The sequence below is a fragment of the Thermovibrio sp. genome (assembly GCA_015488335.1).
Taxonomy (GTDB): Bacteria; Aquificota; Aquificia; order Desulfurobacteriales; family Desulfurobacteriaceae; genus Balnearium.
In genome coordinates this window covers 1-14,344 of record WFNZ01000002.1, presented here as the reverse complement: position 1 = coordinate 14,344, position 14,344 = coordinate 1, and the positions used below count along the sequence as shown (strand labels likewise).

Genomic DNA, 14,344 nt, shown 5'->3' with positions numbered 1-14,344 from the left:
AGTAATGAGGAAATTCGCTATAGCTATCATCTTTTTAATAGCAACTTCCTTGGGAGCTCTATCAGGAGAGATAAAGGGAAACTGGAAGTTCCCTTCTGACATAGCCGTTTCAAACGGGAAGCTTTATGTTGTAGATGGACTCAACAACAGAATAGCAGTGTACGACCTCTACGGTCAACACCTTACAGACATCAAACTGGACTCCCCATTTGGAATAGCGGCAAAGGACGGCCTGCTCTACGTAACCAGCCAGAAAGGGAAACTTTACGTTCTTGACGAAACAGGAGATATTGAAAAGACCTTCAGCCTGAAGGGAAGACCAATTGATGTAGCAAAATTAAAAGACAGACTCTTTATTACAGACGGGAAAACAGAATCTTTAGACATATACGACTTAAACGGAAAAATCATAAAGAGCGTAGGAGGAAAGGGAAGTGCTCCCGGAAACTTCGTGGGAATTTTCATGGCAGACAGCTCTAAAAAGCTTGTTTTCGTTGTTGATTCAGTGAACGCAAGAATACAGGAATTTGATAAAGACGGCAACTACGTAAACAGCTTCGGAGTTTTTGGAATAGAGGAAGGAGACCTCTTCAGGCCTAAGAGCGTTGCATACTGCGGAAACGGAACGGTTGCAGTATCAGACGCCATTACAGGAGCAGTTCAGCTTTTTGACATCTACGGTGGTTTTGAAAAAGTTCTGGCGAAAGGACTCTACTATCCCACAGCAGTAGCGTGCTACAAAGGAGAGGTTTTCGTCTTAGAACCTCTGAAAAACAGAGTCCTTACATTTAAGATTCAAGGGGTCAAGTAATGAGGAAATCACTTCTTGTCCTTTTAAGCGTTTTAATCGTTCCGGGAGTTTCAGAGGCAAAGCTCAAAAAGAGTATGAAGAAAGAGTGTCTGGTTTGCCATGAAAACTGGCTCCTTGAGGCAAAGGTTAAATCTCCAAAACTTCTAACTACTGAGTCATTTACAGCTGCCAACAGGTTAATGTGTCTCTCCTGTCACGACGGCTCAATGGCCGACGACAGGCTTACATTTTTAGGCTTTAAACACTTCTCTCACCCTGTGGATAAGAAAGTCCCGGAAGACTTCAAAATGCCCAAAGGTTTTCCTCTTTTGAACGGGAAACTCTACTGTGGAACGTGCCATACACCACACACAAAAACGGGTAGCGAGAAGAAGCTTGACTACACGTTTATGAGGGAGCCAAACGTTAACTCCGCCCTCTGTATGAAGTGCCACAAGGAAAATGCTGAACACGGCATGAACCACCCGATTTTAAAGGATACAAAAGACAAACTAAAAGTAGAATATGCTCTTGAAATTGAAAAATTAGGTGGAAAGATAACAAAAAACCGAGAAGTTCAGTGTGAATCCTGCCACTCTCCCCACAGGGGTAGGGCTAAAAAGTCCCTTATTGAGCCCGTTGACAGGTCTCAGCTTTGCGCAGTTTGCCATATTGAAAACGTTAACTCCAAAGAGCACCCCAACTTCAGGAACCACCCGATACATAAGAAATTTCCAAAGGGAGCTGAAATATCCGTTTTCAAAGAGAAAAAGGCTATTACATCCTCTGTGGAGTGTATGACCTGCCACAAGGTTCACAAAGAGAAAAACAAACACCTCTTAGTTGCAGAAGAGAAAAAGCTCTGTATTCTCTGCCACATTCAGGAAAAGGCCGTTCTCAGGACAAAGCACAATGTAGATGGAAACTCCTGTAAGACATGCCACGTAGCCCACAAGGCTAAAGGAAGGAGACTCTGGAGCAGGTCTATACCTGAAGATGCCTTTGACTATGCAGCACTAATTGAAGCCAAAGGTCAAACAGATATTCTCTGTCTCTCCTGCCACTATCCTGGCCACATAGTTGACGGAAAAGAGATTGAAACAGTTGGAACGCTAACCCACCCAACAGGTAAAGAGCTCAAAGAGAAGATAAAACTGAAACTGCCACTTCCTGGAAAGAGGCTTGCCTGCACAACGTGCCATGATCCACACCATTCCTTTGACAACAATCCAAAGGGTAAGTTCTTAAGAGCTCCCCGACTGAAGCTCTGTTACACATGCCACAGGGAAGAGGCAGACGTTAAGAACGGTCCTCACGGAGAGATTGATAAGAAAAGATGGAAGCGGGGAGATTGTGCGGCGTGCCACAACGTCCACAAGGCAAAAGGTGGATACCTTTCAAGGGTTGTTTACGGTGAAACCTCACCTATGGAACCGCCCGTTGACGGATTCTGTTTAGCATGTCACGACCCTGAAGGAATGGCAAAACACAAAATCAAGCAGAGCGTTTTCAACGAACACCCCGTTGGTGTTAAGAACCCAACAGATAAATTACCGGGTAAAAAGGTTTCCTGTGCAACCTGCCACGACCCACATACACATAAAGAAATTCTCCTGAGAATTCCTGTAAAAGGCAACTCGGAACTCTGTATAACCTGCCATACCGATGAAAACCTTAAGGGAACTTCCCACGACCTGCTAAACAACCCTGACGTTAAGCTAACGAGAAAACAGAGAGAAGAACTGATTAAGTTTGGTAACTGTTCCGCCTGCCACACTCCACACAATCCGAAGTTTAAAGTCCTCTGGAACAGGAAACCGGGTAAGGGTGAAACCATAGGAGAAAAACTCTGTTTCTCCTGCCACGCAAAAGGTAAGTTGGCTGAAAAGAAGACAATAGGTAAGTTCACCCACCCAATGGGACGTGAAGTTACTGAGAAGAACCTCTCAATGATAGAAAACTCAAGACTTCCTCTCATAAACCAGATGACTGGCCACCCTGCTAAAAAGGGTGAAATCGGAATAATGGACTGTGCAACCTGCCACGATCCACACAACGGAGCTGACAGAAAGAGACTAACAAGGTATACAGTTGAAGGAGACAGCGCCCTCTGCACGGCCTGCCACACAACAGAGGGAAGAGTAGTTGGAACAGACCACGATATGAGGGTCGTCAAGAAGAACTTTAAGAATGCTTTAGGTGAAGAAGTACTTAAAGATGGTGTATGTTCGGCCTGCCACGTTCCACACAGGGCTAAAGACAAACTCCTGTGGGCTACAGACGTTAAGAACATTACAGACAACAAAATGGCCAACTACTGCCTTACCTGCCACAGCAAGGGCGGCGTAGGAAGCAAGAAGATCGTGAAATACTACTACCACCCACACAGCGACGTTGTTGTAAGAAACTTTGACAGGCCAGGAAGAAGCGGAGACTGGCCTATATTTACTAAAGATGGGAAACAGGTTCACGTTGGCGGAGAAATTACCTGTGAAACCTGTCACGACCCACACGTGTGGAGCAAATGGACTACAAAAGCTCCCGGCAGGCCTGTTGAAGGAAACGCACTTAACAGCTTCTTGAGGAATAAAGACCTTAAAGGAAGCATCTGTGTGGACTGTCACGGGCTTGACGCACTCTACAGGTATAAGCTCTTCCACACAGACAAAGTTCACCACAAGAAGCCCTCTTACAGGTAGGAGGTAAAGGATGGCAAGGGAAGTAAGCTCCAGGGATATAGAGAAGGAAGCGTGGATAGTTCTAACGGCAGTTCTATCTATCCTGCTCCTTCCCATACTGGGAGTATGGTTTGTTAAGTTCGTCCACTGGTATGCACAGTCCATCTTTATGTGGCTATAGCGGAGGAAGAGATGGCCAGTAAAGCCCTGAGAACAATTTTTGGATTCAGAAAGTGGATAGCCTCTGTTGAGATAATCCTTTACATATTCATGTTCATAACGTTGATAATGACCGCCTATCACCACATATTCGGAGGCCACTAATTGCCGAGGCCATCGTGGGACGAGTACTTCATGTCTATAGCCCAGATGGTCTCAACCCGCTCCACCTGTTTAAGGAGAAAAGTTGGAGCTGTTTTGGTTAAGGATAAAAGAATAATATCAACCGGTTACAACGGCCCCCCCAGCGGTCTTAAACACCCGGAAGAGGTTGGGTGTTTAAGGGAAAAATTGGGAATTCCAAGCGGTGAAAGACACGAGCTGTGTAGAGGCCTTCATGCCGAGCAGAATGCAATAATTCAGGCAGCCCTTCATGGTGTTTCAACAAAAGGCTCTGTCCTTTACTGCACCCACTGTCCCTGTTCCCTGTGTGTGAAAATGTTGATAAACGCAGGAATAACAAAAGTTATCTATAGAGAGGGGTACCCAGACTGGCTGGCAAAGGAGATAGCGAAAGAGGCCAACCTTCCTCTTATTCAGTTTGGTGAAGAAGGCAAAGATTTATAATTACTCTCCCAGTAATTCAGAGGAGGTTTCCACTTGAAGGTTTTTCTTATCTCGTACAACTACCCTGAACTTTCAGAGAAGAAAGAACTCCTCCGCCACTCAACCTTTACCTTTTTAGTTGACGGGATATCAAGGGCCTGCTCACACCAGCTTGTGAGGCATAGGCCGGCCTCCTATAGCCAGCAGTCCCAGAGATATGTAAGTATGAAAAACTTTCCCTATGTTGAGCCGGAGAGCCTTAAAGGTTTAGAGGTTGAGATAGATGGAAAGAGGTACTCCTTTGAAGGAATTATGTCTTTCTTAGGCAAGGCTTACGAGGAATTTGTTGAGGGAGGAGCTCCCAAAGAAGACGCCCGTTTTGTTCTTCCTAACGCCTGCTCAACGAGAATTGTCTTTACGATGAACGGCGAAGAGATGGTTCACTTTTTGAGGTTGAGAACCTGTACGAGAGCTCAGTGGGAAATAAGGAAAATGGCGATCAAAATGTTAAGAGTACTTAGAGGAAAATTCCCAGAGCTATTCAACAGCGTAGGCCCCAACTGTTACTATTTAGGTTACTGTACCGAAGGGAAAAAGAGCTGTGGAAAGCCAGACGAAGTAAGGGAATACTTCAAGAATTTGGAGGTAATGGATGTTTAAAATAGTAGAAAGGACAGCCAGCTACCTCAAAAAGTTAGGCGTTGAAAACTATGACATCTATGCTGTTGAAGGGGAAGGAACAGGAATAGAAGTAAAAGAGGGGAAGGTTGACAGAATTAAAACTTCTCAAACGAAAGGTGTAGCTATAAGAGTTGTAATTGAAGGAAAATTGGGATTTGCCTACACCAATGACGTTTCAGACGATGGAATAAAAATAGCAATTGAGTGTGCCAGGGAAAACGCAAAGTGCTCTGAGCCAGATGAGTATAACTTTTCTATGCCGGAAAAGTCCTCTTTAGACCTTAAATTGAGTGATGATGATTACGACACAGTACCAATTGAGAGAAAAATAGAGCTTGCAAAAGAAATAGAATCTTTAGCACTTGATTTTGATAACAGAGTAAAAAGGGTAAGAAAAGCCTCCTATGGAGACGGTAAAACAACCGTTTACTACTTTAACTCAAACGACCACAACTTCACCTATACGACAACTAATTACAGTCTGAGTATTCTCCTCGCAGCGGAAGAGCCGGGGAGCTCCCAAATAGGATGGGACTTCCAATCTTCAAGGTTTTTTCACCAGCTAAATCCGAAACTTGTGGCCGTTACTGCTGCAAAGAACGCGGTAGAGCTCTTAGGAGCAAAACCAATAAAAACAAAGCGATTGCCGGTAATATTTAAGAACTATGTTTTTGCAGAACTGATAGAAACCCTCTCAGCTGCGTTTCTGGGTAACAATGTTTTAAGGAAAAAATCTCTTTTTGCTGACAAACTGAGCCACGAGATAGCAAACCATCCACTGACAATATACGACGACCCTCACCATCCAGACGGAACTGGCAGCTGTCCCTACGACGATGAAGGGGTTGTTACCAGAAAGAAAGCAGTTGTTGAAAGGGGAGTTCTCAAAAACTTCTTAGTTGACATGTATTCAGCCAAAAAACTGGGTCTGAAACCCACAGGAAACGGTATAAGAGCTTCAATTTCATCACTCCCCTCATCGGGAATTACAAACTTGATAGTTGAAAGGGGAGCTTTGGGGCTTGAGGAAATGCTAAAAACACCGGAAGAGGTTATAGTTGTAACTGATGCCATGGGAATCCATACGGTAAATCCTATTTCCGGGGAGTTTTCTATAGGAATAAGTGGTATTTACTACGTAGACGGGAAAAAAGTAACACCGGTTACAGGAATGACAGTTGCAGGAAACTTAAAGGAGCTCCTTAAAAACATCACTGAAGTAGGGGCCGACCAGAAATGGATGGGTAATGTGTGCAGCCCCTCTGTTTTAGTCAAAGAGCTTACCGTAAGTGGAGAGTAAATGGCAAAGTTTAGAAGAGAAAGGTTAAAGTCTCAACTTTTAAGGGAGATATCAGACATTGTAAGGCGGGAGATAGATCTACCTGAAAATATCTTCATAACTGTTAAACGGGTAGAGCTCTCCAAAGACGGCTCAAGGGCTGACGTGTTTATATCGGGGCTGAAAAAGGAAGACGTTTTACTGGCTGTAGAGAGGCTCAACAGGGCTGCAGGGTACATTCAGCACCTTTTAGGAAAGAGGCTAAAGATAAGAACAGTTCCAAGACCCAAATTTTTAATTGATCCAGAGGTGGAGTTATGAAGTTAAATAGAAAGGAGATGGCTGAACTTATAAAAAATATGAGTGGGAAAATTCTAATAACCACCCATAAAAACCCCGACGGCGATGCTGTGGGGAGCTCCCTCGGATGGTTCAACTTCCTGAAGAAACTGAGAAAAGAGGTAAAGATAATTTACAGAGACAGAATTCCTTTTTTCTTTGACTTCCTGCCGGGAATAGAGAACGTAGAGGTTTCAGAGGAGATAAAGGAACAATTTGACTGGGTAATAATTACAGACGTTTCAGACCCTGAAAGAACTGGATTTTCAGAAATACCTGCAGAGAGGTCTGTCGTTATAGACCACCACATAACGGCAGAACCTTTTACCGACTATGCAATTGTTGAGCCTGAAATATCAAGCACCTGTGAACTCTCTTACCACATAATGAAACTGATAGACGAGAGCCTCATAGACCTTTCAGTGGCAACTCCCGTATACACCGGAATAATGACGGACACAGGAGGGTTCAACTACTCAAACACCTCACCTGAAACCCACGTTGTTGCGGCGGAGCTCCTCAAAATCGGAGTAGACCCTTATAAAGTTTATACAAACATCTTTGAGAGAAACAGGATAAACAAACTGAAACTTTTAGAGCTGGTTCTAAAGACCCTTGCCTTTGAGCTGAAAGAAAAGGTTGCCCACATAACACTGTTCAGGAAGTTCCTGGAAGAAACGGAAGCATACCCTGAAGAGGCCGAAGGTTTCATAAACTACCCGAGATCAATTGCAGGAGTTGAGGTTGCCGTTTTCTTCAAAGAGATTGAGGAGAACCACTGGAAGGTCTCAATGAGGTCTAAAGGCAGGGTGATCGTGGCAGAAGTTGCAAAAGCCTTTGGAGGCGGTGGCCATAAAATGGCGGCCGGATTTGAGAAGGAAGGGAACCTTGAGGAGATAAAGAAGGAACTCTTTAAAGCACTTGAGGAAGCTTTAGAAAAGGCATACTACGAGAGTTACAGTTAGAAGGGAAAGCCGAAGGAGATGTGGAACCTTCCTCTTCCCTGACCGGGGACTGGTTTCAGTTTGTATCCATAGTCAAACCTCAGAGGACCAACAGGAGTGAGATATCTGATTCCGAAACCGACAGACGAGTACCAGTTGGAAAAGGAAAACCGAGAAGGCTCTCTAAAAACTCTCCCTGTATCGTAGAAAAGAGCTCCTTCAACCTGTCGGTAAATCCTGTGGCGAAGCTCCAAACTAAAAAGCCCATATGCTTTACCACCAACGTAATTCCCCTTCCTATCTGTGGGAGAAATAGTACCGTATTTGTATCCCCTTACACTTTCAGCACCACCTAAAAAAAATCTATCCTGAATGGGAACCGAGGATCCTCTCAAAGAAGAGATAAAGCCCCCGCCAACCCTGAGGGCTACAACTAAACTGCCAAAACTTTTTAGGTAGAGGAATTTCTCCTCAAGAAGAGTGTAATCAGCATCACCCCCCAACAAAAGACCGGCAAGTGAAAACCTTGTATAAGAGAGATAACCCTTTTTAGGGTCTGAAATACTATCTCTTCTATCGTAAGTTTGAAGATAAGTGAAACACCTCTCAAGACTGAAATGTTTTGCAGAGATTGATGTATCCCTCAAAGTTTCTCTTGAAACTTCAAATCTAAAAATTTGGGAAAAAGACTTTGTTTTCTTTCTCTCTAAAGAGAGGTTATAGAGAACCTTATCAGACTTGAAGCTTTCGTATATCTGCTCTTTTTTTACAATAGAATAACCTAAATCCCAGTTTTTAAGAGGAAAAGCCGGTTTTAAAACTTTAAAAACAGCATCATACCCCTCTTTTTGACGATAACGGCCAAAAACAAAAAACTTAAGCCCCATTCCTAATGGGGAATTCATGGTCAAAAATCCGTTTATCACAGTTCCATAGTCGGTTCCATACCCCAAAAACCCCTTAGCTTTAAGAAAACTTCCCTCTCTAAGATCTATAATTTCCGAAATAGTTGAATCAAAACGGACTTCATTAATGTTAACGGAAGAAAACAGTTTGCTGTCTAAGAGTCGGGAATACTGTTTAACAACCTTCTTCCTAGAGTAAAACTCTCCCGGCTTTAATACAATCAGGTTTTTTACAGCAGAAAGCCTCGTCCTCTTAAGTCCCTTTACAATGACATACCCAAACCGATACCGTTTACCGCAGTTTATTCTAACTCTCAGCTCCAAATCCACTTCTGAAGGGACTTCGGATAGAGTAAAAGGCTCAACAACCACATTGACGTCTGGATAGCCTTTTGAAGCGTAACAGTCTGAGAGTTTTCCAGTTATCCTCTCAACGTTTAACTCTGTATAGGGAAAAGGAACTTCAATACCTCTGAAGCATTTAATCTTATCTTTTAGAACCTTAACGGAGATAACTTTAAAAATGGGCCCTTTATTAACTTCTATTAACAAGGTTCCCGGGAGCTCCACCCTATAGCTGCCTACAGCCCTCCTGAAACCCTCTGCTTTCAGCTTTGAAACAATAGACTGGATAAGAGTATTAACGGCATTTTCAGAGAAGGGTTTTCCAAGAAGAAAACTGTAGTCTCTCTTTTTCAGATTAATGCCTTTAACCTTTAACTGTTTCACCACTACGAAAGGACCTTCTTCTACTGTAAACTTAACTGTAACCTCTTTTCCCCTATCAATAAGAGTAGTAGAAACCTTAGCAAAAGGAAATCCATGGTTTCTGTAGAACTTCTCTAAACGCTTCTTTGAGTTTTCAACTTCAAACTCATCAACGGAACGGGCAGATGAGAATGTGAGAAGGGAGCTTAACCTATCTGAAGAGAAGTGCTTATTTCCGAAAAAAACTATTCTGTAGTGTTTTCCAGGTTTGATTTTTACGCAAAGCTGAACACTGTTTCCCGACTGTACAATTTTGAAAGTAATACTGCAGTTATAGTAGCCCCAGCTAACAAACAGTTCCTCAAGCTTATCCTTTAGGTTAAGAAGTTCTTGGTAGTTTAAAGGTTTTCCTACAAGGACTTTAAAGGTTTTATAGGCTCGCTCTTTGAAAGGAGAGGGCGCATCTATTAAAACGGTTTTTAATATCAGGGGAGCTCCCCTCTCAACAGAAACAAGGGCAATGTAGCCACAGCCTGTTCTCTTTAAAGAAATAGAAACTTTAGCATGGGTAAAACCTAAAGCTTTTAACTTTAGGAGTATGAGCTGCTTAACGCTTTCAACCGAGGACTCAGAAATCGGTTTTCCCGAAAGGAGAAACTTTACAACCTTCTCAATATCCTTTAAATCGGAAAGACCGGAAAACTCAACCGATCTAACAACAACATAATCTTTTATAAGTAGAGAATCTTCCCTAACTTCTACGGTATATCCCAACCTCCTGAGAAGTTCAGCAGTTACAGAAGCGCAATCAGAGAAAGAACAGATCTTTTGAGACTCTTTTTCTATCTGCTCAAGAACTGTCCTGTCAAAACAGACACCCTCACCAACTTTAACTGTTAAACCGAAAGCCCTATTACACAGAAGAAAAAAAAAGAGAAAAGCTAAGAAGAAATACCTTTTACGTATGGCTCCCCTCCGTAAACAACTTCCTCAACTTTCCCTTCTCTCTTAAGCTCTTCAACTGCTTTTTCAACCTCTTCAGTTAAAACGCCGAGAGCATCTGCAATCTCTTCAACAGGGCAGGGTCTCCTCACAACTATTCCGTAAACCTCTTCCTTAAGCTGAAAAAAGGGAAACTTCCTCTTCCTTGCCTTTGAACTGGCAACAATCTCCGTAGCTGGGTAGCCAACCTTCTCAGCTATCCGGTGGAGCTCCTCAAAACTTAAGCCTTCAACACCATAAGCTGGCGGTCTAACTACCGTGTTGAGCTGCCACTTGTGGGGAGAAAGTGCATGGATAATCTCCCCTATCTTCTCAATCTCTTCAGGAGAATCGTTCACCCCTTTAACAAAAAGCGTTTCAACCCAAACACTACAGTCGGTCTCCTTTAGCAGCCTCTCTATTCCTCTAACTATACTTTCAACCTTTAGCCCTTCAACAGGTCTGTTGAGCCTCTCAAAAACCTCCTGAGTGGCAGCATCTAAAGAAGGGAGAACTACGTCAACCTCCCTGACATCGTTTAAAACATCGTTCCTTTCAAGGAGAGAAGCGTTTGTAAGAAGAGCTATCTTATAAGACGGGTAGTTTTCTTTCAGATAAGAAATAAGTTCTCCCAGCCTGGAAAAGAGAGTAGGCTCTCCGTATCCGGAAAAGGTTATGTAGTCAATCTCGGGAGAAGAATCAAGGAACAGGGAGAGCTCCCTCTTAACCCCTTCAAGGGGAACGTACTCAGCCCTCTCCAACGTCTTCTCAGTTGTAGGTCCCACTTCGCAGTAAAGACAGTCCATACTACAGACCTTGTAGGGAACAAGGTCAACACCCAAAGAGAAACCCAAACGGCGAGAGAAGACAGGACCAAAAATATATTTCATCAGGAAGAACCTCCGTATAAAATTACCGAACACTCAATTTATACAAAATCGGGGGAAAAAGATGAGCCAGTATAGAGAACACTGGGGATCAAGGTTAGGCCTTATCCTGGCAATGGCAGGAAACGCAGTAGGACTGGGGAACTTTCTCCGATTCCCTACTCAGGCTGCAGAAAACGGCGGTGGAGCTTTCATGATCCCATACATGATAGCTATGCTGATAATAGCCATACCCTTAATGTGGACGGAGTGGGCAATAGGTAGATACGGAGGTTCTAAAGGCCATGGAACAACACCGGCCATTTTTAAACTCCTCTGGAACAATCCCGTGTCTAAATATATAGGAGCATTGGGTTTATTCGTTCCTTTCGTTGTTCTCTGTTACTACATTTACATTGAATCCTGGACTTTAGGCTATTCTTTCTTTTCCATAGCAGGTCTCCTTCCCCATCCAGCTCCCAACCTCCCCCAGAACGAATACCTTAAACCATTTGAGGCATTCCTTAAAGACTACACCAGACCTTCAGCCACAGCCTATCTGTTTTTCCTCCTTACAGTGGGTTTCAACGCTTACATACTGTATAGAGGTATAAGAGGGGGAATAGAGAAATTTGCCAAGATAGCAATGCCTACCCTTTTCCTCCTGGCCCTAATACTCATGGTAAGAGTCATTCTCATAGAAACACCGTACGGAACAGCTGTTCAGGGGCTTAACTTCCTGTGGTATCCAGACTTTTCACAGCTATCAAACCCCAAAGTGTGGCTCGCAGCAGCAGGGCAGGTCTTCTTCACACTGAGCCTTGGTTTTGGAGCGATAATCACCTACGCTTCTTACATCAGGAGAGATGATGATATAGTAGCTTCCGGCCTTGCTGCAGCTTCTTTGAACGAAGTGGCTGAAGTAATACTGGGAGGTTCTATAGCTATCCCGGCAGCTGTAGCTTTTTTTGGAGTTATGAATGCTCAATCTGTAGCACAGAGTGGTGCTTTCAACCTTGCCTTTGTTACCCTTCCCGCTCTCTTTTCCCGCCTGACAGGTGGGGACTTTATAGGATTTATCTGGTTTTTCCTGCTCTTTTTTGCAGGTGCAACCTCATCTGTTGCAATAGCAATGCCCATAATAGCCTTCTTAGAAGATGAGTTCGGCTTTTCAAGGAAAGTTGCAGTAACCGTAACTGTCATCTTCGCGTTTTTAGTCGCCCAAATTCCTATCTTTATGCCCAAGGCCTTGGATGAAATGGACTTCTGGGCTGGAACATTTTTCGTAGTTCTGTTCGCCCTGTTGGAGGTAATTATCTTCTTCTGGCTCTTCGGAAGCTCAAAAGCATGGGAAGAGATAAATAGGGGAGCTCTCTTCAAAGTTCCCGGAATTTACTACTACATCCTTAAGTACATTACGCCAATCGCACTCTTCATTATCCTCGCCACCTGGACGGTAAGCCAGCTTCCCCAGAAACTTGAGTCAACAGACATACAGGTCTGGATAGCAAGATTTGTGATGATATTCATACTGGCAGTTGAACTCTTTATGGTCTACCTATCTGACAGAAGGAGGAAGGTAAGAGATGAAGGGTAGTTCTCTACTGTTTATGGTCTTTTCCTGGATGACCATCTTCGGCTTTGTTGTCTTCTGCTTTACGGTTATATTGAGAGAGGGAAAAAAGGTTGAGGAAGAACCGTTTGAGGAGAGAGAGGAAATTACATGATAAAGCTCAGAAGTTTAAGGCTTGAGAACTTTCTCTCCCATAGGGAAACAGAAATTGAGTTTGACGACGAGACCTACGTTATCTTAGGAGATAATGCATCTGGTAAAACATCCATTCTGAGGGGAATTTTCTTTGCCCTATTTGGTGAGGATCTGAAAGATAAAACCACCAGAGACCAGCTGATAAATAGGAAAGCCAATTCTTCTACCGTTGAGCTTGAATTTATCCACAGGGGAAGCAGATACAGAATTATAAGGAACCTCTCCAGGAAACAGAACACAGCTGCTCTTGAGAAAGATGGAAAACTCCTGGCCAGAGGTATAAGAGAAGTTAGAAACACTGTGATTGAGGGATTGGGAATAGCTCCCGATATGTTCAGGAATACGGTTTTTGTTCCTCAGGGAGAAATCGTTGAACTCTTAAAAGGTAGACCCCAGGAAAGGCGGAAGATACTCAACAGGCTTTTAGGCCTTGAGGAGTTTGGAAGGAAACACGAAGAGCTAAAAGAAGAGATAAAGAAGCTAAAAACCGTTGAGAAGGTTCTGGAAAACAAGTTCCTGCTCCTTGAAGGTACAGAAAGTGAGATAGAAGAGGAAGAGGGAAGGATTGAAGAGTTAAGAAGGAGGATAAACGCTCTAAAAAACGAGGTAGAAAAACTTACGGAGAGCTTAGAGAGGGAAAAAAGAGATTTTGAAGAGCTCCGCCAGACTAAAGAGAAGTTTGAAAAGCTAAAGGATGAAATTGAGAGGCTCAGGAATGAAAGGGAAAAGATAAAAAGGAAGATAGATGAGTTTACAGAAAAGCTGAAAGAGATTGAGAGTAAGAAAGAACAGATACCCAAACTGCGTTCTGAAGTTCAGATACTGAAGTTCTGTGAGGAATTAAACGTCGTTGCCCAGGAGCTCCTTTTAGTAGCGGCCGAGAAAAAGAGAACAGACGAAAAGCTAAAAGATTTGAAGCAACAGATTCAGCTGAGGAAAGAGCTTGAGTTGGAGCTCCTTGAACTCCAGAAAAAGCTGACCGAGAAAAAAGAGAAACTCTTAGAGTTAAAAGAGCAGAAAAAGAGACTCACCGAGGAAGTGGAGGAGCTGAAGGAGAAAGAGAGAACTTTCAGAGAGGCGAAACTGAAAGAAGAGTCTCTAAAAGAGCAGATAAAGAGGCTAAAGGAGAACATACCTAAAGTAGAAAAGGAAAAGATAGAGGAAATAGAAAAAAAGGTTAAGAGAATAGAGAAGGAAGTACAGGAGTTACTCGTCAGTAAAGAAAAAGGAGCTGAAAAAATATCGGAACTTGAGGAAAAACTGAAACTTCTACAGAGAGAACTCTCTTCATGTCCGGTTTGTGGTGGAGAACTTCCTGCTAAAAAGAGGGAAAAACTGAAAAGCGAAGCTGAAAAAGAGCTAAGAGAAAGGAAAATAAAACTGAAAGAAGTAGAGGAAAGACTGAAAAAGGCTGAAAGTGAGCTTCTGAAGGAAAGGGAAGTTTATGAAAGACTGTTGGAGGAGAACCAAGAAAGGGAGAGAAGAGAAAGGGAGATTTCAAAACTTCAGGAAGAACTCACAAAAATCCCTTCCGTTAAATTTAGGGAAGAAGAGCTAAAAGAGAAGTCGGAACTTCTTGAGAAAATAAAGGAAGAAATTTCCCTGATTGAAAGGGAAACTGCACTTACAGAGGCAAGGTT

14 protein-coding genes are annotated in these 14,344 nt (G+C 43.1%); 12 read left to right on the top strand and 2 right to left on the bottom strand.

Annotated elements, in window-relative coordinates; translation table 11 throughout:
* Positions 1-4 precede the first annotated feature (4 nt).
* The 9 genes from F8H35_RS00330 to F8H35_RS00290 are packed head-to-tail and all read left to right on the top strand — an operon-like array spanning position 5 to position 7,497.
* The gene (locus tag F8H35_RS00330; RefSeq protein ID WP_472571586.1) at positions 5-811 is read left to right on the top strand and encodes an NHL repeat-containing protein; all 807 of its coding nucleotides are present in this window, start codon (positions 5-7) and stop codon (positions 809-811) included.
* The gene (locus tag F8H35_RS00325; protein WP_472571585.1) at positions 811-3,489 is read left to right on the top strand and encodes a cytochrome c3 family protein; all 2,679 of its coding nucleotides are present in this window, start codon (positions 811-813) and stop codon (positions 3,487-3,489) included. The genes F8H35_RS00330 and F8H35_RS00325 overlap by 1 nt, the downstream gene beginning before the upstream one ends.
* Positions 3,490-3,499: 10 nt before the next feature.
* Positions 3,500-3,649 (top strand): hypothetical protein, encoded by a 150-nt coding sequence (locus tag F8H35_RS00320; RefSeq protein ID WP_472571584.1) that lies wholly within the window; start codon positions 3,500-3,502, stop codon positions 3,647-3,649.
* Positions 3,650-3,660: 11 nt separating this feature from the next.
* Complete coding sequence (locus F8H35_RS00315; RefSeq protein ID WP_472571583.1) at positions 3,661-3,792, top strand: hypothetical protein; 132 nt, start codon at positions 3,661-3,663, stop codon at positions 3,790-3,792.
* Positions 3,793-4,254 (top strand): deoxycytidylate deaminase, encoded by a 462-nt coding sequence (locus F8H35_RS00310; protein WP_472571582.1) that lies wholly within the window; start codon positions 3,793-3,795, stop codon positions 4,252-4,254.
* Between the two features lie 33 nt (positions 4,255-4,287).
* Complete coding sequence (gene thyX, locus F8H35_RS00305) at positions 4,288-4,893, top strand: FAD-dependent thymidylate synthase (protein WP_472571581.1); 606 nt, start codon at positions 4,288-4,290, stop codon at positions 4,891-4,893.
* On the top strand, positions 4,886-6,214 hold the full coding sequence (locus tag F8H35_RS00300) for a TldD/PmbA family protein (RefSeq protein WP_472571580.1): 1,329 nt from the start codon (positions 4,886-4,888) through the stop codon (positions 6,212-6,214). The genes thyX and F8H35_RS00300 overlap by 8 nt, the downstream gene beginning before the upstream one ends.
* Positions 6,215-6,514, top strand: a complete 300-nt coding sequence (gene rbfA, locus F8H35_RS00295; protein WP_472571579.1) for a 30S ribosome-binding factor RbfA — start codon at positions 6,215-6,217, stop codon at positions 6,512-6,514. It begins immediately after the preceding gene.
* The gene (locus tag F8H35_RS00290) at positions 6,511-7,497 is read left to right on the top strand and encodes a DHH family phosphoesterase (RefSeq protein WP_472571578.1); all 987 of its coding nucleotides are present in this window, start codon (positions 6,511-6,513) and stop codon (positions 7,495-7,497) included. Before rbfA ends, F8H35_RS00290 begins: the two co-directional genes overlap by 4 nt.
* Here the strand turns inward: F8H35_RS00290 and F8H35_RS00285 are convergent.
* Together F8H35_RS00285 and F8H35_RS00280 are read right to left on the bottom strand one after the other, a co-directional pair.
* Entirely contained in the window at positions 7,494-9,863 is a 2,370-nt protein-coding gene (locus F8H35_RS00285) for a BamA/OMP85 family outer membrane protein (protein ID WP_472571577.1), read from the bottom strand. The two genes, F8H35_RS00290 and F8H35_RS00285, sit on opposite strands and share 4 nt — an antisense overlap.
* A gap of 167 nt (positions 9,864-10,030) precedes the next feature.
* The gene (locus F8H35_RS00280) at positions 10,031-10,960 is read right to left on the bottom strand and encodes a radical SAM protein (protein WP_472571576.1); all 930 of its coding nucleotides are present in this window, start codon (positions 10,958-10,960) and stop codon (positions 10,031-10,033) included.
* 61 nt (positions 10,961-11,021) lie between these two features.
* Here F8H35_RS00280 and F8H35_RS00275 point away from each other — a divergent pair, with 61 nt between their 5' ends.
* The 3 genes from F8H35_RS00275 to F8H35_RS00265 form a co-directional block, all read left to right on the top strand.
* Positions 11,022-12,533, top strand: a complete 1,512-nt coding sequence (locus F8H35_RS00275; RefSeq protein ID WP_472571575.1) for a sodium:neurotransmitter symporter family protein — start codon at positions 11,022-11,024, stop codon at positions 12,531-12,533.
* Positions 12,523-12,663: a hypothetical protein gene (locus F8H35_RS00270; protein ID WP_472571574.1), complete on the top strand. Its 141-nt coding sequence runs from the start codon at positions 12,523-12,525 to the stop codon at positions 12,661-12,663. The genes F8H35_RS00275 and F8H35_RS00270 overlap by 11 nt, the downstream gene beginning before the upstream one ends.
* On the top strand, positions 12,660-14,344 hold a 1,685-nt coding region (locus F8H35_RS00265), incomplete at its 3' end, for an AAA family ATPase (RefSeq protein ID WP_472571573.1). The genes F8H35_RS00270 and F8H35_RS00265, both read left to right, overlap by 4 nt.